General features: G+C 41.1%; 19 protein-coding genes and 1 pseudogene. 12 read left to right on the forward strand and 8 right to left on the reverse strand.

Annotated elements, in window-relative coordinates:
* Positions 1–367: 367 nt before the first annotated feature.
* Positions 368–1,456, forward strand: coding sequence for a peptide chain release factor 1 (prfA, locus tag ACZ8ZH_RS06480; RefSeq protein ID WP_086207721.1), 1,089 nt, complete (start codon positions 368–370; stop codon positions 1,454–1,456).
* Positions 1,456–2,274, forward strand: a complete 819-nt coding sequence (gene prmC, locus ACZ8ZH_RS06485; protein ID WP_086207720.1) for a peptide chain release factor N(5)-glutamine methyltransferase — start codon at positions 1,456–1,458, stop codon at positions 2,272–2,274. The genes prfA and prmC overlap by 1 nt, the downstream gene beginning before the upstream one ends.
* 55 nt (positions 2,275–2,329) lie before the next feature.
* Here prmC and ACZ8ZH_RS06490 read toward each other — a convergent pair whose 3' ends face one another.
* From ACZ8ZH_RS06490 to ACZ8ZH_RS06515, 6 genes are all read right to left on the reverse strand, one after another.
* On the reverse strand, positions 2,330–3,151 hold the full coding sequence (locus ACZ8ZH_RS06490) for an ABC transporter permease (RefSeq protein WP_119062900.1): 822 nt from the start codon (positions 3,149–3,151) through the stop codon (positions 2,330–2,332).
* The gene (locus tag ACZ8ZH_RS06495) at positions 3,151–4,110 is read right to left on the reverse strand and encodes an aliphatic sulfonate ABC transporter substrate-binding protein (protein ID WP_119062899.1); all 960 of its coding nucleotides are present in this window, start codon (positions 4,108–4,110) and stop codon (positions 3,151–3,153) included. The genes ACZ8ZH_RS06490 and ACZ8ZH_RS06495 overlap by 1 nt, the downstream gene beginning before the upstream one ends.
* 290 nt (positions 4,111–4,400) lie before the next feature.
* The gene (locus ACZ8ZH_RS06500; protein WP_110974163.1) at positions 4,401–4,754 is read right to left on the reverse strand and encodes a hypothetical protein; all 354 of its coding nucleotides are present in this window, start codon (positions 4,752–4,754) and stop codon (positions 4,401–4,403) included.
* Between the two features lie 479 nt (positions 4,755–5,233).
* Positions 5,234–6,193: a hypothetical protein gene (locus ACZ8ZH_RS06505; protein WP_119062898.1), complete on the reverse strand. Its 960-nt coding sequence runs from the start codon at positions 6,191–6,193 to the stop codon at positions 5,234–5,236.
* Between the two features lie 9 nt (positions 6,194–6,202).
* Complete coding sequence (locus ACZ8ZH_RS06510) at positions 6,203–7,525, reverse strand: sphingomyelin phosphodiesterase (protein WP_228199393.1); 1,323 nt, start codon at positions 7,523–7,525, stop codon at positions 6,203–6,205.
* Positions 7,526–7,855: 330 nt separating this feature from the next.
* Positions 7,856–8,881, reverse strand: a complete 1,026-nt coding sequence (locus tag ACZ8ZH_RS06515; RefSeq protein ID WP_119063201.1) for an AraC family transcriptional regulator — start codon at positions 8,879–8,881, stop codon at positions 7,856–7,858.
* 143 nt (positions 8,882–9,024) lie between these two features.
* Between ACZ8ZH_RS06515 and ACZ8ZH_RS06520 the strand changes: the two genes are divergently transcribed.
* The 8 genes from ACZ8ZH_RS06520 to ACZ8ZH_RS06555 all read left to right on the forward strand — a co-directional run bounded on the left by ACZ8ZH_RS06520 (position 9,025) and on the right by ACZ8ZH_RS06555 (position 17,347).
* On the forward strand, positions 9,025–9,795 hold the full coding sequence (locus ACZ8ZH_RS06520) for a 3-hydroxyacyl-CoA dehydrogenase (protein ID WP_119062896.1): 771 nt from the start codon (positions 9,025–9,027) through the stop codon (positions 9,793–9,795).
* 261 nt (positions 9,796–10,056) lie between these two features.
* Positions 10,057–11,193 carry an acyl-CoA dehydrogenase family protein gene (locus ACZ8ZH_RS06525; RefSeq protein WP_119062895.1) on the forward strand — a complete coding sequence of 379 codons (1,137 nt, stop codon included), beginning with the start codon at positions 10,057–10,059 and terminating at the stop codon, positions 11,191–11,193.
* Positions 11,194–11,452: 259 nt separating this feature from the next.
* Entirely contained in the window at positions 11,453–13,099 is a 1,647-nt protein-coding gene (locus ACZ8ZH_RS06530) for an AMP-binding protein (protein WP_119062894.1), read from the forward strand.
* A gap of 565 nt (positions 13,100–13,664) precedes the next feature.
* Positions 13,665–14,435 carry a HesA/MoeB/ThiF family protein gene (locus ACZ8ZH_RS06535; protein WP_119062893.1) on the forward strand — a complete coding sequence of 257 codons (771 nt, stop codon included), beginning with the start codon at positions 13,665–13,667 and terminating at the stop codon, positions 14,433–14,435.
* Positions 14,436–14,492: 57 nt separating this feature from the next.
* Entirely contained in the window at positions 14,493–15,791 is a 1,299-nt protein-coding gene (locus ACZ8ZH_RS06540; protein ID WP_086207713.1) for an ABC1 kinase family protein, read from the forward strand.
* A gap of 144 nt (positions 15,792–15,935) precedes the next feature.
* The gene (gene folB / locus ACZ8ZH_RS06545) at positions 15,936–16,316 is read left to right on the forward strand and encodes a dihydroneopterin aldolase (RefSeq protein ID WP_086207712.1); all 381 of its coding nucleotides are present in this window, start codon (positions 15,936–15,938) and stop codon (positions 16,314–16,316) included.
* Positions 16,273–16,716: a 2-amino-4-hydroxy-6-hydroxymethyldihydropteridine diphosphokinase gene (locus tag ACZ8ZH_RS06550; RefSeq protein WP_086207711.1), complete on the forward strand. Its 444-nt coding sequence runs from the start codon at positions 16,273–16,275 to the stop codon at positions 16,714–16,716. Before folB ends, ACZ8ZH_RS06550 begins: the two co-directional genes overlap by 44 nt.
* 73 nt (positions 16,717–16,789) lie before the next feature.
* Entirely contained in the window at positions 16,790–17,347 is a 558-nt protein-coding gene (locus ACZ8ZH_RS06555; RefSeq protein ID WP_228199368.1) for a hypothetical protein, read from the forward strand.
* A gap of 65 nt (positions 17,348–17,412) precedes the next feature.
* On the opposite strand, the gene coq7 is transcribed toward ACZ8ZH_RS06555, so the two are convergent.
* Both coq7 and ACZ8ZH_RS06565 read right to left on the reverse strand, forming a co-directional pair.
* Complete coding sequence (gene coq7, locus ACZ8ZH_RS06560) at positions 17,413–18,048, reverse strand: 2-polyprenyl-3-methyl-6-methoxy-1,4-benzoquinone monooxygenase (RefSeq protein ID WP_004696505.1); 636 nt, start codon at positions 18,046–18,048, stop codon at positions 17,413–17,415.
* Between the two features lie 4 nt (positions 18,049–18,052).
* Positions 18,053–19,373, reverse strand: a pseudogene (locus tag ACZ8ZH_RS06565) (MFS transporter).
* A 176-nt stretch (positions 19,374–19,549) separates the two neighbouring features.
* Between ACZ8ZH_RS06565 and ACZ8ZH_RS06570 the strand changes: the two are divergent.
* Positions 19,550–22,303 (forward strand): autotransporter assembly complex protein TamA, encoded by a 2,754-nt coding sequence (locus ACZ8ZH_RS06570; RefSeq protein WP_119062891.1) that lies wholly within the window; start codon positions 19,550–19,552, stop codon positions 22,301–22,303.
* A gap of 24 nt (positions 22,304–22,327) precedes the next feature.
* The gene (locus tag ACZ8ZH_RS06575) at positions 22,328–26,842 is read left to right on the forward strand and encodes a translocation/assembly module TamB domain-containing protein (protein ID WP_119062890.1); all 4,515 of its coding nucleotides are present in this window, start codon (positions 22,328–22,330) and stop codon (positions 26,840–26,842) included.
* Positions 26,843–26,983: the final 141 nt, after the last annotated feature.

Consider the following 26,983-nt stretch of genomic DNA (forward strand, 5'->3'; position numbering starts at 1 on the left):
CAAATTGAAACCCGTTGGTTTCTTGTTTGTATCAGTTTTATTACAAATGTGAATAATGCGAATGAAATTTATCCAGACTCGTGCAAATGTGGATAAACCTAGGAGTGATGTAATTCACACTCTGCGTCATAGACGAATGAAGTGCTATTAAAAGTAGTTGGAGTGGGTGTAGATCATTATTTTAATTTTTAACGTCAATGGCTGAACCTATTTTCAAAAATATACAAATTCGATTTAGCTTATATGGAGTAAAAATCAGTCCATATTGAATAAAGATGTTCTTTGAGCGATAGAGTCGTTAAACTAAGCGCAAATTTTTTGGTGCTGTGAAACTGTATTGCAGCCTTTATATTGAGATATTTTCCTAATGAAAGAATCGTTACGTTTACGATTAGATCAACTTTCTGACCGTCACGAAGAATTAACAGCATTACTTGCAGATGTAGAAGTGATTTCAGATAACAAGCGTTTCCGCCAACTGTCACGTGAACATAGTGATTTGACTGAAATTACAGAAGTTTGGACCAAGTACAAACAAGCGGAAGCAGACATTGAAACGGCCGAAGCGATGTTGTCAGATCCTGACTTTAAGGAAATGGCGCAGGAAGAGATTAAAGAAAATAAAGCCATTATTGAGTCTCTAGAAGCTGATTTAAATATTTTAATGATTCCGAAAGATCCAAATGATGCCAATTCTGCCTATTTGGAAATTCGAGCGGGAACAGGCGGTGATGAAGCTGCTATTTTCTCGGGTGACTTATATCGCATGTATACTAAGTACGCTGAATCACAAGGCTGGCGTATTGAGGTGTTGTCTGAAAATGAAGGCGAACACGGTGGTTATAAAGAAATCATTTGCTTGGTGAATGGTGAGGGCGTTTACGGCCGCTTGAAGTTTGAAAGTGGCGCGCACCGTGTACAACGCGTACCTGCAACGGAGTCTCAAGGACGCGTGCATACTTCGGCGTGTACCGTTGCGATTTTGCCTGAAATTGATGTCGATACAACGGTCGAGATTAATGCATCAGACTTACGTATTGATACCTACCGTGCCTCAGGTGCGGGTGGTCAGCACATCAACAAAACCGATTCGGCTGTGCGTATTACCCATATTCCAACAGGAACGGTGGTGGAATGTCAGGAGGAGCGTTCACAGCATAAAAACAAAGCTAAAGCCATGGCTTTACTTGCTTCACGTTTGGAAAATGCAAAACGTGCAGCAGCTGATGCAGCAACGTCTGAAATGCGCCGTGACTTGGTCGGCTCGGGTGATCGTTCAGAGCGTATCCGTACCTATAACTATCCGCAAGGTCGTATGACCGATCACCGTATTAACTTAACTTTATACAAGTTAGATGCGGTTATGGAAGGCGATTTAACTGAACTATTAGATAGCTTACACCGCGAATACCAAGCAGATCAGCTTGCGATGCTTGCACAGCAGAATGGTGGATAATGAATATTGCCCAGGCTTTGGCTTTACGTGGTGAAGCTGAGAGTTACGAACGTCAAGAAAATGCATGGTTGCTGGAACACATTACCAAAATTGATTCTTTTGATTTGGTTATGAAAAAAGACCAAGTGCTGACCGATGAGCAAGAGCAAGCCTATGTTGCAGCACTTGCGCGAATCGAAGCAGGAGAGCCTTTGGCTTATGTGACAGGTTCACAGCCATTTTGGACGTTAGATCTGATTGTCACTCCTGATACCTTAGTGCCACGTCCAGATACCGAGGTACTGGTTGAAACTGTACTACGTTTAGACTTACCTGAAGATGCGCGCATTGTCGACTTAGGCACGGGGACGGGTGCGGTTGCGCTTTCATTGGCCAGTGAACGGGACACGTGGGACATTACGGCGACCGATATTTATGAGCCGACTTTAGCGGTTGCCCAGCAAAATGCAGAAAAGCATGACTTAAATGATGTGACTTTTGTGTGTGGTAGTTGGTTTGCACCGCTGAATCGAAAGTTTTTTGATGTGATTGTATCGAACCCGCCATATATTGATGCTGATGATACACACATGCAAGACTTAGCAACTGAACCTGAACGTGCCTTGGTTGCTGCGGATCATGGTTTGGCTGATTTAAAAGTCATTATCCAGCAAGGCAAAAAGCATTTAACCCTCGATGGCTGGGTGGTGCTTGAACATGGTTATGATCAAGCTGACGCTGTACAGAAAATCTTTAAAGAAGCGGGCTATAAGCAAGTCCGTACGGTAAAAGATTATGGTGGGAATGACCGCGTCACTTTAGGGCAGTGGACACAATAATTTCATTGTTCCCTTCAAAATAAAAGCGCAGTTGATGCGCTTTTATTTTTCTACCTTATGTTCCAAATACGTCACGCCAACGCAGTAGCCAAGTCTCGATGGCTTTCATGATGCCATCGCTGAATTTTCCAAGTACGGCTAAAAGAATAATTGCTAAAATCACAATATCGGGACGTGAAGTTTCTCGTCCATCACTCAGTAAGTAACCAATGCCTTGTGTCGCTGCAATCAGTTCTGCGGCAATCATAAACATCCATGCCAAACTTAAACTGTTGCGTAGTCCCGTTAAAATTCCCGGAGATGCCGCAGGTAAAATAATCTGTTGCACTTGCTGCCAGTATTTCAGTCGATAGACTTGCGCGACTTCGATGAGTTTTCGGTCAACACCTTTAATCGCTGCGACCGTGTTGGTATAGGTCGGAAAAAATGCACCAATTGCAATCAGGGTAATTTTCGATGCTTCATCAATCCCTAACCACAGTAAAAGTAGAGGAATCCACGCTAAGCTTGGGATGGATTTAATCGCTGAAAAACTGGGTTCTAAAAATGCTTCAACCTGTTTGTTGAGTCCGACCAAAATCGCACAAATTAATGCCAGAACACTGCCAATAAAAAAGCCTAAGAATACCCGCCATGTACTGGTCCAGACATGCATCCATAAATCTGCCTGCCATAAATCTAGAAAGGTTTGCCATAAACTACTGGGTGCAGGCAATAAATAAGGTTCAATAAAACCTGCACGGACCAGATATTCACAAGCAATCAGTAAGAGCACTGGAAGGGTGATCGCTTTGAGAACACGCTTCAATTTCAACTGAAATGAGGAACCCTTTTTCACTTCAATAGGGGTGAAAGAGCTCGCGACTGACTTGGTCATTATTTGCTTACAACCTTTTGTGCATATTGTGGCTTAAACAACTGAGTCACGACTTGATTGACATTTGTTCCTTTACGGACTAAGTCTTCTTCATTCAAAATACTGCCAGACTTTTGTAATGCGGCAATCTGTTTGGCTGACGGAATGTTTTGATCAAAGTTGGTACGGCTTAATTGTAATTTTGCGACATTCAACGGAAGTTTGGACTCGCGTGCCAATAACTCCGCCAGTTTCTCTGGATTAGCTTTGGCCCACTTACGTGCTTGTTCATAGGCTTTAATCACCGCTTCAATGGCTTCGGGGCTTTGCTGAGTAAAAGACTCTTTGACACTGAGCACGCTATAACTATTAAACCCAATATTTCGATACAGTAGTTTTGCGCCAGATTGCACTTGTGCCGAAGCCATCAATGGATCTAGGCCTGCCCAAGCATCGACTTGACCACGTTCTAAAGCTGTTTTGCCATCTGGATGTTGTAAATGGACCAGTTGCACGTCACGTTTATTTAGACCCACTGTATCCAATGCTTGTAGGGTAAACAGAAATGGATCTGTGCCTTTAGTTGCTGCAATTTTCTTTCCTTTTAAGTCTTTTAAACTTTTAATCTGGGAGTTTTTAGCAACCACCAAAGCGGTCCATTCAGGTTGGCTCTGGATATATACGGTATTAATTGGACTGCCGTTGGCACGACTGAGTACGGCTGCAAGCCCTGCGGTTGAAGCAAAATCGACACTGCCGCTATTTAAATACTCCAGTGAACGGTTACTGCCTTGGCTAAACACCCATTTAATTTCAGTCTTAGGTAGGGCTTTTTCTAACAATTTCTGCTCTTTCACCACAAGACTGGTTGGCGCGTAATAGGCATAATCGAGTTTGAGTGTGTTTGGAATAGCGGCATGGGCATAAGAGCCGATCAGACCTAAAATCAGTGAAGTGCTCAGTAGTTTAAAGTTTTTCATGTTGCATCATTTAAATAAGTTCATTTGTGGATTCTTTTAACCTGATGGATGCGAAAAATAAAAAAAGAAAAATGGATAACAAAATATTAAATTGAAATAAACGGGTGGTCTTAGTTTAACTATCTGAATTTTAATAACTTGATTGAGCTATGTGTAGTTTTTGGAGTATAGAATAACTTCCAAAAAGCATAGAATAATTTCTTCTTATATGAAAATTACATAACTAAATCATTCATTTTGAATGTAAAAAAGCGACTGTAAAAGTCGCTTTTTTTTGAGGGATTGCAAGCTTACATAGGATAGTCTTGTAAGCTGTCAGACACTTCAACTTGCTCTAAAGCATCAGTTTCAAGTGCAAGGCAAAGCGTCACAATTTTCTTTAGATCAGCTAGATATTGTTCATCTTTAAACGATGCACCTAACTGCAGGGCTTGAATACGGTCAGCGCTAATATCCAACGCTTGAGCAGCTTCAATTGCATCAACTTCATTAAAAAATGCAGTAACAGCATGATTTAATTCGAGGTCTGATGCATTGAGAATGCCTTGATCCAGTTGCTCTTCAAATTGTGGGGTAGGAGACTGCAAAGCTTGAGTAAAGTTTTGCACCAGACGTTGATCGAGAACATCAATCATTTTAAGCATGTCATAACCTTTAAAAGAAATAAGGTGATTAAACAGGGGGAGTACAGCCAGAAAGTAAGCATTAAAGAATGCTTTAAAATTGGTTGAAAAATAATCCATTTTGGAGCTTTTTGCAAATAGATTCCGATAAATGAAAGATGGATTTGTTAAGTGAATGAAAAGCTTAAATTTATTAAATTGAGTGCCTGTGTGCATTTCATACGACTGTTGCAAGGGGCTCGGATAGATCAAAAAGAAGCAATTTAATATGGAATATTGTGAAATTTTAATTAAAAATTTATTTGAGTTTATTTTAAGCTATTGAAATATATTACTTATGTTGTCAGTGCTGTTGCAAATTACTTTATTTTGAGATTACAGATGCAGATTCAAAAGATTGTGGAATTTCAATTTATAAATACAAGCTAAAGCAAGATGAGGTACATCACCTTGCTTTAGCTGTCTTTGTTTGGGGTGGAGAATGATGAACGTTTAAGCCACTAGTTAAAGTGCTTTTGCCTCAGTTGTTCTAGGCGGAGTTGGTACTGCTGTTGCCATGTACTTTCAGCTAAGTTTTGTTTTTGCTGGTTCATTTCTTGGTTTAGAGCAGTAAGCTCAGATTGGTAACTGGCGATCTGTTGTTGCTGACGAGCGACTTGTTGTTCGCGTTCAGCCATTTGTGCTGCTTCTTTGCCTGAAAAGTAGCTGTTACGAATTTGTTGGGTAATTTCTTGCTGTTGTATTGGATCGGTGACGCCAATTAAAGCCAATTTAAGGGCTTTATCATAACCACCACTTTGACCATCAATGTTTTTGCTCGGGTTTTTATATTGTTGCTGTAATTGCGAGAGTTCACTCAGACGTTGTTGTAGCGTCATTTGCGGTGCTCGGCCCAAGAGTTCACCATAAGCAAACTGATAGCTGGCAAATTCTTTTTCTTCAGCAAAGCCGAGTTGTGTTTCTTGCTTACCTAAAGTCTGTTCACGTAAGTTCCAAATTTCCTGATAACGCTGTTGTGGAGTCATTTGTGTGGACATAGTTCTAGCTTGCATTTCTTTTTCATACAGTGGCAGGCGTTCTATCAATTGTTTTAAAGTCTGGGCAAACTGCTGATCTGGATATTTGTCCAATACCTGTTTTAATAATGCCTGACAGTTGGTATCGGGGCAGTTTAGCTGTAACTGGTTTAATAATTGTGTGATATTGCCCGGATTTTTTTGAAAGTGTTGAATAATTTGTTGGATGGATTCTTGTTGCTGTTGTTGCTGCATTTTTGACTCGTCGTTGTTTGCAGCAGCAAGCTTCTCTTGCAAACTGCTGGGTTGAGCAGTCTCTGTAAGGGACGGTGAGGATGCCTGAGTTTGACCCGATGTGGCATAGGATGGGCCAAGGCCCAACCATATCACCACACCGATCACCAATACACTCAGCACCAAAGCGATAAGCCGTAAGCGCTTCATTATTCTTCCTCATGGGTTGTATTGGAATTGGCCCATGACAGGGAAGTGGTCAGATAAGTCCCAAGTCATAAACAAGGGATCGGTAGCCGAGCGAAGAATACGGACATCATTACGTGCTTGTATAGGCTGACGGTGGTTATTGGATGACACCACATAGTCTAAATACTCTACGGTAGAGCCGCCCGTGAGTCCTGCACCCGCGAGTTTATTCACCCGTGGATCGAAGGTTGATTCGGTATATCCTGTGCTGACTGGTACCGTACCATTCAAGTTAATTTGCATTTGTGCATAATCTTGCGGCCACAGTAGCTTGTTGACATTAAAGTCACCGCCCATAAGTACTGCATCAAATGACGGGATATTTTGCTTATCGACCAAAGCGCGGATTTGCTTAAATTGTTGCTGGCGCATATCACGTGCCGCGTCGGTATCAAACGATGCGGTATGCGTGGAGGTCACATGATAGGCTTTGCCATTCTTGAGAATTTCAGCATAAATCACGCCTTTATCGGCAAAACAGTCAATCCCTGTACAGCTTGGGTAAATAAAATGATCCGTTTGTACAATCGGGTGGCGACTGGCAACCAATATACCGCTGTCATAAATGTTGTAGCCTGAACCGATTGGAATATAGGTTTGGTACGGATATTCCTGAGCTAATTTGGCCAACATGGCGGTACGACCAGAAGCAAAGGTCTCTTGGAATAAAATCGCGTCGTAGCCTTTTAGGTTTTGTGGTAGTTGTTCTAAGCGTTCATCAATTTTACTTGCCACCAAAGGAAGGGCATAAATATTGTAGGTTAAAACTTTAAACTCATCGGCACTGCTGGCAACAGGTTCTGGCACGGTATTTTGATGGATGGTGTAGTGGAAGTCGTCATAACCACCAGTGTATTCAGCTTTAAAAGCAGTCTGCGCCGTTTTTCCTGCATAATTGGTGTTGAAACGCTGAATGTTACGGTCGTTGAACCATGGTGCAGAGAAATCACTGTCAGATGCAGAATGTTTAATATTACTTCCAGACCAAGTGCCAGTCATAGATTGTTTCAGGGTGACGCTTGAACCACCGCCTGTAATCACGGTATCAAAATTATAGGTTTGGCCTGACTTTAGCCCAGTATAACGGTTATAACGCAGTACACGTTTGGTTTCATAAGGGGCAATTTGAGTGGCTTCTTGAGCCCATTGACTCCCTTGCGTTAAGGTGCGTGTACCGTGATGATTAATATTGACAGAGACTGTTTCAGGGGTGGTATTGGTCACATAAACGTATGAGTCGGCTATCACTGGCTGACTGCACACTAATAATGATAACCATCCGATATTTTTCATTAAGTTTTTATTTAATTGGCTACTCATGTTTTCCCTCCATGATGTTTTTATTCAACATTGTGTCAAGAACAATATGACGAGATCACTATGGCAGTTAATTTTTTGAAGTCAGTGACAAAGTGCGACAGCACCTTGATTTTCCGATGAATGAGCATCAAAAATTCAATTTAATGTATAAGCTCTGTTGACATTTCATTTGGCAAATCAAAACCCAAGTCAGAACAATAGAATGTTAAGGTTTTACTTGAACGAGAGAATTTTATTGGCTAGTGATTTGTGATGTAGAAAGAGCAAGAGCATCTCGTAGTTGCTTATACCAATCGACCTCAGTTAAGCGTCCTTATTTTGACGATAAGCACCGGGACTGACCCCAGTCCACTTTTTAAAAGCACGGTGGAACGCACTCGGATCATGAAAATTGAGTTCAGTGCTAATGTCTTGTAATGATACTTGGCTGTTACTGAGCAGCTCAATCGCCATATCACGGCGTATATCATTTTTCAGTTGCTGATAACTGAAACCTTCGCTTTTCAGTCGCCGCTGAATAGTCGCCTCAGACATATTGAAATGATGGGCAATTTCAGACAGTTCAAGCCATTGTATAGGTGGCTCTTGCATTAAGTAGCGACGAATCTGGGCACTGGTTGAATGTGGGTTTTTATAACGGGTCAGTAAAATATGTGGAGTTTGCTGAATAAATTGATACCACGATTTACTGTCCTGTTTTATTGGCATTTTTAAATAATTGGCATCGAACTGAATGTAGTTTTCAGCCATTTGATACTGGATATTTTCACAAAAACGAACTTTATAGTCGATGTCATCTGTAGGTGCATCACATTTGAGTTGAATTTGATTCAAAATCACCCGTTGACCCACTAGCCAACACATAAGCGCATGAATCAGCATGATATAAGTCGCGTAACTAAACATGCGTTTGGGCTGTTGTCGTTCATAAATCACAATATAGGCATAATGCTCTTGCACCATGAGTTGACTGCTAAAGTCATCTAGCACCAGATTCATAAACTGCAAAATATGCTGAATGGCTTGGTCCAGCTGGGTGGTGTGTAATAGTGATTTAGACAAAAACTGAAAACTGCCACGGCGCATAGCATGACGATCCATCCCAAAAAACTCATCATTCATGACATTGGCCAGTTCAGTCCAGAGCTGTGCATATTGATTGACTGAGACTCGTGCTTTTGTCGCACTTAACAGTTCGTTATTGATGCCTGCATTTTTCAAAATATCAGCAACTGCATATCCCTGCTTTTCAGCTTCAAACAATGCTTCGTGTACCAAAGCAATTGAAATGGAATCTTTCTGGGCGTTTGCATGTTCCGACGCAGTCATAGTGGCTTCCATATTTTTATTGTGCATTTTGAGCATTGTCCAAAACCATCATGGAAGATGCAATATTTGGAAATTGTACTTAAAGGGTTCTGTGTTTACATTTCTTCTTAAGTCGTAGCATTCAATCATACAAGGAAAAATAAATGAAGATTCAAGGGAAGGTTTTTGTGGTCACGGGTGGTGCATCAGGGTTAGGTGCAGCGACTACCCGTCATTTGATTGAGCAAGGCGCGAAAGTCATTTTGGTAGATATGAACCAAGCTTTAGGTGAAGAGCTACAGCGTGAGTTGGGTGAAAATGCTCAGTTTAAAAGCCTTGATGTTACTGATGAGCACGCCGTGCAAAGTTTCTTCCAAGAAGTCGAGGCGGAATATGCACAATTGAATGGTTTGGTGAACTGTGCAGGTGTAGCGCCTTCAGCCAAAGTGTTGGGTCGTGAGGGTATTCATGAGCTGGCTTTATTCCAAAAAGTATTAAACATCAATGTCTCAGGTACTTTTAATTTGCTGCGTTTTGCTGCGCAGTTAATCGCGAAATATGAACCTCAAGCCGGTGAAGAAGAACGTGGCGTGATTGTGAATACAGCTTCAGTTGCAGCCTATGACGGACAAATTGGCCAGACCGCTTATGCAGCATCGAAAGGCGCGGTTGTCTCAATGACTTTGCCGCTGGCACGCGAGCTAGCACGTGAAAAAATTCGAGTGATGACCATTGCTCCAGGCATTATGGAAACGCCAATGTTGAAGGCGATGCCGCAAAATGTACAAGATGCGCTAGGTGAAATGGTGCCATTTCCGAAGCGTTTGGCAAAACCGCAGGAGTTTGCTCAGCTTGTGGGGCATATTTTTGAAAATAGTTATTTGAATGGTGAAGTGATTCGTTTAGATGGCGCGATTCGTATGCAGCCTAAATAATTTATTTTGACTTGTGATCTTTGAATTTATAACGGAGTCTTGCGTCGATAAGTAAAGGCTTCTTATAACCTTCGGTTCGACCTACTTTTCTTTCGGGAAAAGTAGGCAAAACCATCTCCATTCGCAAAACCTGTTTTATTAAATTTACAGAGTACTTTCTCGCAGAAACATTATCTTTTGAAAGGCTTTCAGGTTGCGAATGGGTCGCCGTGTATCAAATATTTATTAAATTTAATAACCTGAACAGAGAAGGGACACTCCATGCTTTTAAATGAAGAACAAAAAATGGTTCAGGATATGCTTCGTAGTTATTCGCAAGAAAAACTGAAGCCAACCGCAGCTGCACGTGACAAAACGGCACAGTTTCCTGCGCAAGAACTTAAAGAGTTGGGTGAGTTAGGTGCTTTGGGTATGACTGTTTCACCTGAGTGGGGTGGTGCGGGCCTAGATTATATTTCACTGGTGGTGGCACTTGAGGAAATTGCAGCAGGTGATGGTGCTATTTCGACTATTGTCAGTGTGCAAAACTCACTGCCGTGTGGCATTACCCAGCGTTATGGCACTGATGCGCAAAAGCAGAAATATTTAAGTAAGCTTGCCACAGGTGAGTGGTTAGGATGTTTTTGTCTCACTGAACCACAAGCAGGCTCAGATGCAGGAGCATTGGAGTGTAAAGCCGTTCGTGAGGGCGATGAATGGGTGCTGAATGGAACCAAACAATTTATTACCACAGGAAAGCATGCTCAAGTCGCTTTGGTTTTTGCAGTCACAGACAAGGCTGCGGATAAGAAAGGTATTTCTTGCTTTTTAGTCCCAACCGATACCGAAGGCTATATCGTCTCTCGTATAGAAGAAAAGATGGGGCAGCACTGTTCAGATACGGCAACCATTGTTTTAGAGAACTGCCGCATTCCAGCAGATCATTTGCTAGGCGCGGAAGGTGAGGGCTATAAAATTGCACTCTCAAATTTGGAGTCAGGACGTATTGGTATTGCAGCGCAATCAGTGGGCATGGCGCGCGCCGCTTTAGATGCTGCGGTTGAATATGCCAATGACCGTAAAGCCTTCGGTATTGAAATTGTACAACATCAGGCGGTTGCTTTTCGTTTAGCTGATATGGCGACACAAATTGAAGCGGCACGGCAGTTAATTTTCCATGCAGCCGCTTTGAAGGACGCAGGATTGCCGTGTTTAAAAGAAGCGTCTATGGCCAAACTGTTTGCCTCAACTATGGCGGAGCGTGTTTGTTCTGATGCGATTCAAATTCATGGTGGTTATGGCTATGTCTCAGATTTTCCAGTTGAGCGAATTTATCGGGATGTTCGTGTGAGCCAGATTTATGAAGGAGCATCTGATATTCAACGTCTGGTCATTGTACGTGAAGTCACCAAGGTTTAAGTTGACTCAGTTTTAGACCTTGGTCGATGTTCAAAGCTTGCATTTTCATTGAGGGATTTGGAAATTGTAGGTGCATTTAAAACATGGTTATCTAGGTACAGCGGTTAATTACGGTCACTAAGTCGGGCAGTTAAGCTGCTTTAGGTTTTCAAACAATATAGGACTGACAATGAGGTCAGTTCAACGCTTAAAACGATAAAGAACATGGACGGCCAAAGTGGATTTGGCCTTTTAAAATGGATAATACGAGGTTGTCGTGATGAAGACATTAGAACAAGCCCATCAAGAATTTAACTATGAGCAATTGATTCGGGAACAATTGGTCGGCCAACCCAATGCAATGAATGCCTATATTGAGTGCTGTCAGCGCTATGTCGGGCAGCAAAAAATAGCACTCATTTGGGAAGGAAAAAATGGTGAGTCTGAGCAATGGAGTTTTGAACAGCTCGATGTGGCCTCAGCACAGTTGGCAAATTATTTTAAAAGTATCGGGATTCAAGTAGGTGATTGCATCGCAGGGCTGTTACCGCGTACGCCAGAACTATTGATTACGATTTTAGCAACATGGCGAATCGGCGCGATTTACCAGCCTTTGTTTACCGCTTTTGAGTCGAAGGCGATTGAGCATCGAGTTTTAACTGCGAATACTAAATTGATTGTGACCAATGCAGAACAACGCCCAAAGTTAAATCATGTTGAAGTCAAACATATCCTGACTGTAAATGCGGGAACAAACTTAGCTAGTAACGAAGCTGATTTTTGGCAAGAGGTCAAACAACAGTCCGATCAATGTGAAGCTGTTTTGTGTAGCTTTAATGATGATTTTCTGATGATGTTTACCTCGGGCACCACAGGTTTGGCGAAATCAGTGCCTGTCCCTTTAAAAGCAGTTTTGGCTTTTAAGGGCTATATGCAATATGCGGTAGATTTAAGAGATGATGATTCATTCTGGAATTTAGCCGATCCGGGCTGGGCTTATGGGTTGTACTATGGAATCACAGGCCCGCTCAGCTTGGGGCATAGCATCATTATGGATGAACGTGCATTTAGCGTGGATTATGCGGTTGAGGTTATTAAAAAGTATCGTGTCAGTAACTTAACGGGTTCGCCTACAGCTTTTCGGATGTTCTTTGGTTTCAAAGAAAAGTTTGATCCTTCCATTAAAACCCACTTACGCGCCGTCAGTAGTGCGGGTGAGCCTTTGACCCCAGAAGTGATTCATTGGTTCAATAATGATCTGAACGTCAACATTTATGACCAATATGGACAAACTGAGTTGGGCATGGTGATTGCCAACCATCATGCACTGGAGCATGATAAAAAAGTCGGGTCGGCAGGCTTTGCCAATCCTGGGCACCGCTTTGCTGTACTGGATGCGAACCACCAAGAAGTGAAGCGCGGAGAGATTGGAACGTTGGCGATAGACTTTAGTCAGTCACCACTGACATGGTTTAAGGGTTATGGTGGCAATAATCGAAAGTCCTTTGTGGGACAGTATTATTTAACTGGTGATACGGTCAAACTGAATGAAATTGGCGGTGTCGATTTTGTTGGACGTGCTGACGATGTCATTACAACGTCAGGCTATCGAGTTGGGCCTTTTGATGTCGAAAGTACCTTGCTTGAGTGTGAAGAGGTTTTAGAGTCGGCTGTGATTGGTAAGCCTGACCCAGAACGCACTGAAGTGGTGAAAGCTTTTGTGGTGCTGAAACCTCAGTACCAAGCCTCTAAAGAGTTGGATAGCAAACTCCAATCCTATGTGCGTTCACGTTTATCTAAACATGCGTATCCGAAAGAGATTGAGTTTGTTGAAAGCTTGCCGAAAACGTCGAGTGGCAAAATTCAACGTAATTTACTGAAACAGCAAGAAGTGGCAAAGATACAAACCTTACAAGCTGCAATTTAATTTAAAGATAAAAGGGTCTTAGTGGTAAGTCGAATTCGCAGTAATTGTTGATCTAACCGATTGAAAAAAAATTATCTTGGCGGAGTTTTATCGAATTTTCATCCAATTTTGTCATTAGCCTGCTGCTCGCCCTACTTTTGTTTCGGCAAAAGTAGGCAAAACCATTGTCACCTGCAAAACCTGTTCTTTTCTTGGATTTATTAAAAGATATCGAAGAAACATTATCTTGCTTAGACCATGCAGGTTGCAGATGACATTTTCGCGTATCATATTTTTTGTTGAACTCTAATTAGAATTAAAGCCAGTCAGTTCTAAATAGGCTGGCTTTTCTTTGCTCCATTTATAGTGATATGTGACCTGTGGGAACACCGCCTGAAATATAGCTAGATGTATAAATAGCCTAAGTAAATTTAACTAGGCAACTACTATGATTCAATATCCGTAATTTAAAAATGAAAAGATGAGCCATTTAAAGCACATCGCATTTATTGAATTTGTGCATAGCCAATCTTAGTTTCATAGTTATAATTCGACATCAATATTTTCTTTAGCAAAAGGCTGAATCATGGACGAGTTAGATGAAAGTCTAGAACTCAGTAATGCTGAAATGCATCTCTATAGCCGCCAAATTTTATTGGACGGATGGGATATAGAGGCGCAAGAAAAACTCAAGTTAGCCAATGTACTCATCGTGGGTTGTGGAGGCATCGGTTGTTTGACTGCGGAGTTACTGGCACGTGCTGGCGTAGGGCAAATCACTCTGATTGATGCAGATACGATCGAAGTAAGCAATCTGCAAAGACAGATTGCCTATGTAGAAAACAATGTCGGTTTCTATAAAGCAGAGGTTTTGGCCCAGCGTTTAAAGCAGATCAATCCCTATATCCAAGTCCATGCGCATACTGTAAAGCTTGATACATCTAATGCAGCTCGCTTAATTGTTGGTCAAGACCTAGTTCTTGATGGTTGTGATAATTTTACGACGCGGTATTTGGTCAATCAGCAGTGTAAAGCGGCCAATATTCCACTCATCAGTGCATCAGCTATTGGTTTTCAAGGGCAACTCTTTATGGTGGAAGGTGAGTCCGCTTGCTATGAATGTCTGTTCCCGAAAGAAGAACATGAAAATGAAAGCCTACGCTGTGCAGATTCGGGCGTTCTTGCCACCACTCCGAACGTAATGGCTAGTCTTCAAGCGCATCATGCACTTTTATACTTAGGTTTAAATGTCTCCGCACTCAAACAACGCCTGTTGCTTTGGGATGGCTTAAGTATGAAACAACGTTTGCTTGCTTTCGAAAAAGATACAGATTGTCCAGTTTGTCAGGCAAGATAAGCCTGCAATTTTTTCATTCTTTGATACACTCAATACAATTTATTTTTGACCGATATTATGAAAAACAATATCTTTTTAGATGGACTGCGCTCTGTTGCCCGTGTTGGGGAAACAGCAGTCATTGCAGCGCGTGCAGGTATTAAGTACGCAACTGAAAAACCAAGTAATGCCAAACTGATGCGTGAAACCTTTGAGTCTTTGGGTTCAACCTATATCAAGCTGGGTCAGTTTATTGCCAGTACACCTTCACTTTTTCCACGTGAATACGTTGAAGAATTCCAAGGCTGTTTAGACCAAACCCCATCTTTACCGTTTAGTTATGTACAAGGGGTTTTGGCGTCTGAGTTTGAAGGTCGAAATCTGTCTGAGATTTTTGCATCAATTGATGAAACACCGTTAGCTTCGGCATCTATTGCCCAAGTCCATGCCGCAAAACTGGTAACGGGCGAAGATGTAGTGATTAAAGTGCAAAAGCCAGGTGTAGAAACAATTCTCTATACTGACTTAAATGTGCTGCACTGGGCAACCAAGGTCTTGGAAAAAGCGGTGCCTAAAGTCAAATTTGCATCTCTTGCAGACATTGTGGAAGAAATCAAAACCCGCATGGTTCGTGAAGTCGATTTTATTGAAGAAGCCAGTAATCTGGATGACTTTGTGAACTATCTCAATATCACACAAAACCATAAAGCCATGGCACCGAAGGTCTATCACCAATATTCGACTCGCCGTGTGCTGACCATGCAACGGTTATATGGTGTACCATTAACCGATTTTAATGTGGTGAAACAGCGTTGCAAAGATCCATCACAAGTCCTGATTACTGCCATGAATACATGGTTTGGTAGTCTGATGATGTGTAATAGCTTCCATGCTGACTTACACGCTGGAAACTTGATGTTGCTTGATGATGGTCGTGTCGGTTTTATTGACTTTGGAATTGTGGGCCAGTTGAAACCTGAAGTATGGACAGCTTGTATCGCCTTTATGGATGCCTTACAAAAAACCGATTATGCACTCATGGCGGAAAATATGCTGAAAATGGGCATGACCGCAGTGCAGATTGATACGCAAGTGTTGGCCGCAGATCTTGAGCGTTTATTTAGTGGTGTGCTGTTGGCAGATCCGCAAGAATTACTGAGTTCAAACCCAGCAGATTTGAATGACATTATGATGGATATGGTAGCAGTGGGCGAGCGTCACGGCATTCGCTTCCCACGTGATTTTGCCTTGTTATTTAAACAGATGCTGTATTTCGATCGTTTCATGCGCATCCTTGCACCGTATACCGATATCTATGCTGACCAGCGTTTGCAAATGGTGCAAACTATGGACCCAAATGTGTTGTTAAAAAACTAAATTCTTTTGAAGCACATTCTCCAAAAAATCCCTTTCAGTCCTTCTTTTGAAAAGAGGGACTGAAAACGCTTTCCTGTTAAACGGATGAGAAACATGGTTTCGCAAGGCAGGGATTAAAAGTCAAAATCTGTTAAAGGTAATAATGTGGACGCAATTATCATTGAAGGCTTAAAAGTTGAAACAGTGATTGGCTGTTTTAACTGGGAACGTCAGATTATTCAGCCTTTAATGTTGGATATGATTATTCAAACAGATTTGGAGCAAGCATCAAACTCAGATGACTTAGACCATACCTTAAATTATGCTGAAATTTGTGAAATCGCGGCAAAGGTTATTCAAGAAGCCAAGCCTGAACTGATTGAACATGCGGCAAAGTTGGTCATCAACGCACTTTTTTCTACCTTTCATGCGATTGAATCAATTAATATTACCATCCGTAAGCCTGCCATTATCGCGCAAGCAAATTCTGTAGGAATTCGTCTTGAACGCCACCGAAACGATTTTCGCCCTAGCTCTGGCGAGTAATAATAACCCTCAGCAACATTTTTTATATGCCTCTGATGAGTTATCTAAAATTGGGCAGCTGCAATTTTCGAACATTTATTTAATTCCATGTCGTGATGGTGTCGGAGCAGATTATTGGAATGCAGCGTGTTTGCTGAAATCAGCTTTGTCTGCTTCTGAGATTTCAGTCTTGCTGAAAAAAATGGAAAATGCCTCTGGACGAATTCGTCCATCGCATCAAATTGCTTTGGATGTTGATTTGATTGCATGGGGTGACAACCTAGAGCATATGCAATTTAATCCTAAGAAACTGCCTTTGGCTTTAGATGTTAAAATTCCAATGTTTGATGTGTGGAAGGATGCTGCCTTTCAACATGCAGAGCATACATTTCCAACGGTCAGTTGTTTAGAAACCAATTAACATATTGAAGTGTGATTGCATTTATAACTGCTTTAAGATGTATATAAAAATACAATTCAAAGCGAGTTATTTCATGAAAATACAAATTTTGAGTGCGCTTTTTTTAGCAATGCTTGTAGCGGGTTGTCAATCAAATCCATCAAACATGGTTGAAGCGGAATCAGATCTGACTTCAGTAGTGACAAGTACAGTTGGGAATGAAGTCTCAGCATCGAAATCTGCTGAAAATAAAGCGCTAGAGCAGGCGGTGCATGCCTATACGCAAGATCAGTCAAATTATCAAACTAATACTTTTGATTTGAATCAGGATGGTCTGGCTGATGCAGTGGTACTGCTGGATGGTTCAGAATGGTGTGGTTCTGGTGGATGTACTTTATTGGTCTTTAAAGGACTTGCTAATGGACGCTTCCAACCACATAGCAAAATGACCGTATCATCTACCCCAATTTATGCTTTAAGTACACAGACGCAAGGTTGGCATGATTTGTCGGTTTACACACGTGGTTTAGGACAGGTCATACTCAAGTTCAACGGAAAAAGTTATCCATCCAACCCTTCATTGGCAACTAAATATACAGCGAATTTGAAACAAGTAAGCAATACCTTATTGTTGCCGATCGTTGTGGAATAACTCAGCACTAAGTCAATAAAAAAGCAGTGGTGATTCCACTGCTTTTTTATTTAAACCCTTGTTGTTTAAATAAAATAACTGGTCTTGGTCATGAGTTTTGATATAGCCGTCATGGTGATTTTGACAGGAATAGGTAAATCGACACCGCCAGCATTTAGTGCTGTATCACGGTGATGTAATTCATCTTCATTCATTTGTACAAGGATATTGCGTGAACGATCATCTTGAGCAGGGAGTTGGCTGATGTGGTGTTGTAAATGCAGACTGACTTGGCGCTCCGTTTCTGCAACAAAACCTAAGCTATATTTATCGCCTGCAATGCCTGCGATTGCGCCCATACCAAAAGACAAACCATACCAAATTGGATTGAGCAGACTGGTATGGCTATCCAGTTCTTTTAAGCGGTCTTCACACCATGCGAGATGGTCTTGTTCTTCAATCGCGGCTTGTTCCATTTCACGGCGTACATTTGGCAGTTTTGCAGTTAAGGCCTGACCATGATAGAGCGCTTGAGCACAGACTTCGCCACTATGGTTGACTCGCATTAAACCAGCAACATGACGCGCTTCACTGACGGCCAGTTGGGTTTCTACCGCCTTACCTGGGTTCTCGCGTTGAGCAGACGTTGTGCCAGGAACTAAGCTGCGCAGGGCTTGATCAAAAGAATTGATAAATTTATCTATGCCAGTGTAATGACGCATAACTTTAGTCCTCTAACTCAGGTTGTACAGTTTTTAGCATAGGTTTAAGTTGATATAACAACCATACTGTAAAAACTGCACTCAATATAGCGGTAATGCTGAAAAGTATTTTAATATCAATCTTTAAAACACTTAAAATGATAATCGAAAATACAGCGAGATGACACCATAAACACCGCATTTAAAATGTTGTTTGCGGCAACAACACGTGCACGGTGTGACCGCGGAGAATACGCTTGCATCATGGCATACAAGGGTACGATATAAAAACCACCACTGATGCCAAGCAAAGTCACTGCGAGCATGACATGATAGTAAACCATACCGTGGTTGAACATATCGCTAACATTGAGCATTGCCTCTGTGCGTTCTGGGACATAAGCGAGACTCAAGGCCAAATAAAAGGCAAATAGAGTCAGTCCAATAGCACCCACAGGCACCATTTTTATATTTACTTCTGAACCACCAATCTTACGGCATAACAGCGAACCGACCCCAATGCCGACAGAGAAAAAGGTCAAGAGTAGACTTACGACATTTTCTGAAGCGTGTAAATTTTGCAAGGTCAACTGTGGAATTTGAGTGAGGTAGGTCGCCCCATAAAACCAATACCATGAATTCCCCAGTAAAACCATAAAAATGAGGGGCAGGCTTTTGGCATATTGAAGTGTTTGAAAACTCGTTCTAAAGAAATTCCAGTCAATCTTTAAATCGGGTGCGCTGACTTTTTGTTTTAAAATATAGCGGCTAGAGAAATAACCCAAAATAGCAATCGTAACCACAGTCAGGCTAATCCAAAACAAATTGCCATTTGACGCTGAAATGACCGCACCACCTAAAATCATGCCCACCAATATGGCAATAGATGTACCTGATTGGAACAATGCGTTGCCAGACATGAGTTCATTTGGCTTGAGAATCTCAGGTAAAATGGCGTATTTGATTGGGCCAAAGAAGGTGGAGTGTGTGCCCATCATAAATAAAGCCAACAACAGCAACCATAGATTTCCCAATAAGAATCCTGCTGAGCCAATCAGCATAATCACAATTTCTAAAATTTTAATGCTGCGAATCAACTGTGAGCGTTCAAATTTGTCAGCAATTTGTCCTGCTGTTGCGGAGAAAATAAAGTAAGGTAGGATAAATAAAAGTGCAGCTAGATTATTGAGTGTACTTACACTGGCTGCTTGTTGATTAATCCATCCATAAGTAATGACTAAAAGCAAAGCTTGTTTATAAACATTGTCGTTTAATGCACCAAAGAATTGGGTAATAAACATGGGAAGAAAGCGACGGGTACTTAATAGATGTTCATTGTTTTTCATGCTTTTTGCACTGCATTAAGTTTTATTAAGAAATGTGACTAATTGCTCAATCGTTCAATAAAATCATGTAAGATATTTAAAACCTGAAATTGGGTAAAATAATCAATAGATTTCAGTTCTTTTGGGTCATTTCATTAGAGCAAATCCATAAAGATTAAATAAATTTAGAGTTTTCTATGCTTGCCAAAACAAATTTTAAAAAGTCGACTCTTTCATTGAGTATGAATTCTTTCATACCGTGGCATCATAACAATAAATATTTATGCCTGAGTATCTTTTTAACGCTTTTGTCACAAGCAAGTTTTGCAGAAACGCCCGTTGCCATTGAGCCAAGCAGTGTGCAAGTGGATACGCAAACGAATGCGCAAATCACTGAGGAAATTAAAAAAGAAGCGATTCTTCAGGGTATGAGCAGTACTGAGGAATTACAGAAAGTTAAAAATATGGCGGTTGAACCTCCTGTTCCAGACAGTATGCAAATGTTGCAACAGCAACAAACCTCTTTAAAAAACTTAGCTGAATTTGCACCGATTCAATTTGAAGACCTTGAGGATTTGCCTGATGTTCAAGTCGATCAGAATATGGCAAATGATATTTATCAGGTAGCAGAGCAAGCCAAAGCAGAAGCACAGGCCTACCGCAGTGGTCAAAAGAAAGAGCTTGTCGTGGCAGATGCGACACAGCAGGAAATGGCTGAGATTAATCAAGCACCTGTTAATGTCGACGATTTGATGCGGAATATTCAAGCCGATAGTCAAATTTCGGTAGAGGCAAATACAGCGGGAAATACCTTAGATTTTGACATGAGCACCGAAGAGAAAATCGCCAAAGAACCGAATTTCTTTAAACGCATGCTCTATAAGATTCGACCACCAAAAGAAATGGATAGCGCCAAAGTTCCACGGATCAGTGCTGATGTTGAAATTATCAATGCAAAATATGAGGGCGAGATATCGAATAAAGCTTATCAGGCAGCATTGGTTAATTTAAAAGACAATATTAAGGGTAAGCTCTCGAGTTTTACCCAAGAATCTTTTGATGATTTTCCATCGGCACTACCGCAACTCCGTACACTGTCCAACCAAGCGGCGCAAGCGGTTGGTTTTTATAATGCTGAGTTTAAGTTTGAAAAAACCAGTAGTAGTCGTGTCCGTGTTCAAGTCACACCGAATACACCCGTTCGTATCGAAGAGCAAAACATTGAATTTAGTGGTGCAGGTGCAAATTTACCGCAGTTCCAAGTGATACGGGTTTTGCCTGAACAAGATGTAGGCGATGTATTAAATCATGGCTTATATGAGTCAACTAAAGGACGAGTCAATGAGGCTGCAAGTAATAACGGTTTCTTTGATAGTTATTGGCGCTTACACGATGTGAAAGTGGAACAGCCACAAAATACAGCAGATATTAACCTGCGTTTTGAGACAGGTAGTCGTTATAAGCTGGGTGACGTAGAGTTTGTAATGAGTGATCCGGATAAGCCGCTACCAATTGATCTAGATGTTTTACAAAGTCTAGTGACATGGGAGCCTGGAGCGGATTATACCTTTTGGCGTGTAAATGGTTTGGCTAATAATTTGACCAACTCACGCTACTTTAACTATAGTTTGGTAGATGCTGTTCGACCAGATCCAGTTGAAATACCAAGCGAATTACCTCCTGATTTGCAGAAATTGGTCGATGAACAGCAACTTTCACGTCAAGATGTTTTGGCTCAGGAAAAACAACAGATTGTGTCAAACCGTGAAGTGACCCAGTCTGTCGTAAGCGAAACTCAGTTTGCAGGTGTGAATGATGTAGAACAAAATCAAGCACAAGCGACACTAAAAACTGCACAAGAATTAAAACAAAGCGAAGAAGAACGCCTAAAACTTGAAGCGCGAGAAACAAAGGTCATCCCCGTTAAAGTCACATTAAATGCCGATCAATTGAATAGCGCTGAATTAGGTGCTGGTTATGGTAGTGATACAGGTGTTCGTTTACGTGCGCAATATCGTCGTGCCATTGTTAACAATCGTGGCCATTCTTTTGATGCGAACTTAGAACTTTCACAAATCCGTCAGTCTATTGATGGTCGATATAACATCCCCTACAAGCATCCATTGAATGACTATGTGAGCCTTGTGGGAGGGTATGAGCGTGAAGAACAAGATGATGTTGGACAGGGCGTAAGTTTACAAACTGAATCAGCAGTTATTGGTGCAGACCGTGTTATTAAAAATCCGATGGGAAATTGGCAACATACCTATGGTGTGCGTTATCGTTTAGATCGTTTAACCCAAAAAGGGGTTGCAGATGAAGACGATATTCCAGATGCCTTTATTGCAAATGACGACCCTGAGCAAGAGTCACTGCTATTTGGTTATGAAATTTCCAGAATTGATAGCGATAAACGTGTCAATCCAAGTAAGGGCATTAAACAAACTTATAAGCTTGAACTAGGCAGTGAAAGCCTACTCTCAGATGCAGACATGGCAATTGCGAATGCAGGATGGCGTTTTATTTATTCATTGGGTGAAAATGATAATCACCAATTTGTAGGACGTGGAGATCTCGGTTATATCTTTACTCAAGACTTTAGTAAAGTACCATATAACTTACGTTACTTTACGGGCGGCGACCAAGGTATTCGTGGTTTTGATTATAAGAGTTTATCTCCAACTGTGGACGGATTTAAAGTAGGTGGTCAAGCCTTAGCTGTGGGCTCAATGGAATACAACTATCAATTTAAGGAAGGCTGGCGTGCAGCTATTTTTAGTGACTTTGGTAATGCGTATGATAAAGATTTTAGCAATGACACCGAGTACAGTGTTGGTTTAGGCATTCGTTGGGCATCACCGATTGGTCCAATTCGTATTGATGTAGCATCAGGGATTTCAGATGACAGTCATCCTATCCGTCTACATTTCTTTATCGGTTCATTATTATAAAATTTAGCATTTTTTGGGAAGATTATGGCTGAAGTAGAGCAGCAGCAAGAACCAACACCTACGCCGTTAAAACAACAGCGGCGCATTTTTAGAAGTGTCATTTTGACGCTGATGTTGACACTCATCTTGTTGGTGATATCACTTGCAGTTATGTTTTCTACAGATAGAGGCAGTAAGTTTTTACTCGACCAAGTATTAGAACGCCAAAAGATTATTAACTATGAATATGAAAGCGGTAATCTATGGAAAGGTATTATTCTTAAAAATGTAGTAGTCACATTAAAGCCTGTTGATGTCAAAATTGATCGTGCCGATGTCAGTTTAGGGTGGCGTGCTATATTAGATAAAGAAATTCATTTACGCAAAGCTGATGTTCGTAACCTTAGAATTATAACCAAAGGTGAGCCAAGCGATGAACCATTTAAGTTTAATGAAATTAAACTTCCTTTTGTACTGCGCTTAGATACAGCTGATGTTGATCATTTAAATATTAAAACTGCGACAGGTGCGCACGTTGATTTTTATGATGTACATTTAAATGATGCCTTATGGTCGGGTACAGAGCTTGAGTTTGAAAAGTCAAGTATGAATATGGGTTATTTGGCTGTACGTAATGCAACTGGAAAAATGAAATTTTCAGGAAAATATCCGCTTGAAGCGACAGCAATTGCAAACATCCCTTCCTTAAATAACAGTTTAAACGTACATGATATTGCCGTTCATGCCAAAGGTAGCTTAGATACCATTCAAGCGGGTGTTGCGACCCGAACGCCTGACTTACTAACAGGTTGGGCGATTATACATCCCGTACGTAAACATGTGCCGATGCAAGGACAGCTCAAATTTAATCATTACCATGTGCCACTGCTCAGCGATTACAAATTGTATGCTGAAAAAGGTGTTGCTAAATTTGCAGGTGATATTCAGCGGTTGGATATCGACTTAAACACAGATTTGAGTGGTAAAGACATTCCTAAAGGCCAATACACTGCTTTGATGCATACCGATTTGGTTCATCAACTTGACATTGATAACCTAAATGCGCAGTTGATGAAAGGTTCTGTTAATGTCGGTGGTGTGGTGAGCTGGAAAGACCATGTTACTTGGAATTTACAAGGTCGTTTGGATAAACTAAATCCTAAAGATGATGTATTGCCTCAAGTTATTTCTGATTTTTTACCGCCCAGCTTAGATGCCAAAATTGCCTCGAAGGGGACACTTGAAAAAGGCCTGCATTTAACTGCAAATCTTGACTTTGATCGTTATGAATCATGGCATCTTGCGCTAGACCAAAATCCAGAGAAAAATAATAAAGTCCAGCCAATGTTGATGGATGTCTCTTGGAAAAATATTGATCGCGCCGTACCTTATGTTGGCTGGTTAAGTAGTGCTTCAGGTGATGTAAAACTGGCTTTAGTTGAAGGTCAGCAAGATATTCATGTTGCGACTGTTGTGAGTAAACATGAAAAAGCGACCTTACCTGCGGGTCATTACCTTGCACAGTTAAATCTTAAAAATAATAACTTAAATGTTCCAAGTTTTAGCTATGTTGCAGGCCAAGGAAGTTTAACGGGTAATGCATTTGTTGAGCTTCCAAGTGATAAACGTCAATTAAAATGGAAAGCCGTTTTAAACGCAAAAGACTTTAATCCGCAAACTGTTACAGAAGCAGCACCGATTAATCTATTGAATGGCAAACTTCAGGCTAGTGGGTATGCCAAACCAAATCAACAGATTATTCAATTACAAGGTATTGATCTGACTGGAAAAATGGTTAGCAACAATGAAACGGTTCACTTAACTGGTCAGTCAACCGCCGCATTATTATTTAATGATGAAAAAGCAGGTGGTGGCTTTAAAGGTTATGCTGTGAACTATGACGGGGCTTTAAAAGCCAGTCAACTTGAGGCCAGTCAAGGTACATTAAACCTAAGATTATCAGGAACACCTGAGTTTATTAAAATAACTGAACTGAAGCATAACGGAGTTGCAGGTCAAATTAATGCCAGTGGTTTGGTGCACTTTATTCACGGCATTACTTGGGATGTAAATGCAGCATTCATTCGTTTCAAACCACAGTATTTTGCATCGAGTGTCCAAGGCGAATTGTCAGGTGTCGTGAAGACGAAAGGCACATGGTCAGATGCTTTAAAACGAATTAACATCGAAAGTTTAAATCTAGCGGGTATGCTGAATAACAAACCTGTACGTGGTACAGGTAACTTGGCTTTGGTATTAAACTCTAATCAAAAAGGTTTTTTACCTCAGCAGTTTGAAGCGAATAACTTGCTGTTGGCTTATGCTAAAAACCAAATTCAAGCGACTGGTAATGCGCAAAATTTAAGACTGAATATTAATGCACCTGCGCTGTATGAAATTTATGCAGGCTTGCGTGGTCGCGCATACGGATATTTAAATGTTCAGTCCCAACCCCGATTAAGAGCAACAGCAAACTTAGCGGTGGATAATTTTGGCTTTAAAGATCTAATTGATATGCGTAAATTGCGTATTATTGGACAGTTGCCGACATCAGAAACGACACCGTCACTTATGACGGCAAAAATGGAAAGTTTGCGTAGTGGTAATCGTGAAATTCAACAAGGTGAAATTTCACTTGCAGGAACACGTAAAGCACATTTATTAAAAGTTACTGCGAAAAATGAAAAGTCTAAATTTTATGTGCAACTTGCTGGTGGCTTTAATAGTCAAAATGATTGGTTAGGGCAAATTCAAAAGGGTGATTTTGACTCTGTGCGCGCGCGTTTGGTTCAGCGTCAAAATGCCTCAGTCGTTTATAGTCGCTCTAATACAGATTTGCTGATCGGTGCGCATTGTTGGATGAGTCAGCAAAGCCAACTTTGTTTTGATCAGCCAATTCGAGTGAGCAAAACGCGTGGTAATGTTTCATTTTTAACACAAAATTTAGACTTAAATGATTTTGCTGCATTTATGCCTGAAGGTCTAGCGATTACAGGTAAGTTAAATGGGCATGCAAAAGCGGTTTGGGCACAAGGAGCTAAACCGAAAATTGATGCTCGTTTAGTCACTCGTGATGGGGTGATTGGCTTAGCTGCAGATGATCCACAAGACTTAGGTTCAACGCTAAAATATGAACAAGTGGCTTTGGTTGCAAAAAGTGTGGCAGAAGGTCTACAAATCCGATTGGATGTCAAAACACCTGAAATTGGCGTGGGATATGCCAATGTGGTTATTGATCCATACCGTGACAACATGCCTATGCGTGGTGAAATCGCATTTGATCAAGTACAGCTCAAAGTTTTTAAGCCATTCATAGCCGATGTGCGTTCTATGGGGGGGACACTTTCTTATGCAGGTAAAATCAATGGTACGTTGAAAGCTCCATTACTGACGGGGGATGTCCGTTTAAAAGATGGGTCAATTAGCATGATTTCACTACCAGTGAACTTGACCAATATCCAGCTTTATTCAGCAATTCGTCAAGACCAAGCAACAATCAACGGTGCGTTTAATAGTGGGCGTGGGGTTGGCAAATTAACAGGAACTGTGGACTGGAAGAATGATCCGCGTATTCAGTTACAGCTGAATGGTGAGAATTTACTTATTCGTCAAGCGCCTTTAATTACGGCATTGGTAACACCTAAAATTACACTTGATGTTTTACCATTAAGTAAGAAACTCACTTTAAATGGTGAAATTCAAGTTCCCCGCGCTTTAATTTCAATGCCAGAGGCATCTGTACCTGTGGTGAATGTATCTTCTGATGTTCGTATAGTTAAAGAGGGGCAAAATCAGTTAGCAATCTTAAACAGCTCGAAGCCTTGGGACATCCGTGCTGATGTCATGGTTGGCTTAGGTAATCAGGTCATTTTCCAAGGCTTTAACAGTCGCATTCCATTATTAGGACGTTTGTATTTGTCACAGCGTGGTGCAGAAACTGCTATGCGTGCCAATGGCGCAATTGGGGTTAGTCAACGGGTTAAAATTGAAGCCTATGGTCAAAGTTTAGATTTAAACCGTGCAATTGCGCGTTTCAATGGCGCTCTAAGTAACCCAACTTTAGATATTGATGCAAACAAAGCCGTACAGGGCAGTACGGTTGGAGTGCGCGTAACAGGTACGGCAACTTCCCCGAATATTCAAGTGTATAATGATGCTGGTTTGTCTGAGCAAGAAGCTTTAAATGCATTACTTACTGGACGAATTAATGAAGGTTCTAGTAGCTTAAGCCAAACTGAAGGCTTCAAATCGGATGTTAATAATACTATTGCTGCAGCAGGAATTAGTTTAGGTTTGGGAGGAACACGCGCATTTACCAATCAGCTTGGGCGTACTTTTGGATTAAGTGGTTTGGCTTTAGATGCGCAAGGGACTGGCGATGATACTCAAGTGAGTCTGACGGGTTATATCACTCCTGATTTGTATATTCGTTATGGTGTGGGGGTGTTTACTCCTGTGAATAAATTGACTTTACGCTATCAAATGAATAAGCGAATGTACTTAGAGGCGAGTCAATCAGTAGAGCGTGCAATAGACTTGTTCTATAACTGGAAGTTTTAATAATTGAAATCTTTATATTTGTGTAAGGTGTTGTTTGTTATTGCTTTATTTTGACTTTAATCTGCACTTCTATATCTTGTGTAGATTATATGTAGACTGTTGAGTGATTTCAGACTTAAAATGCAAGTGTCGAATTTGTAT

Source organism: Acinetobacter sp. SW-226 (genome assembly GCF_055632855.1).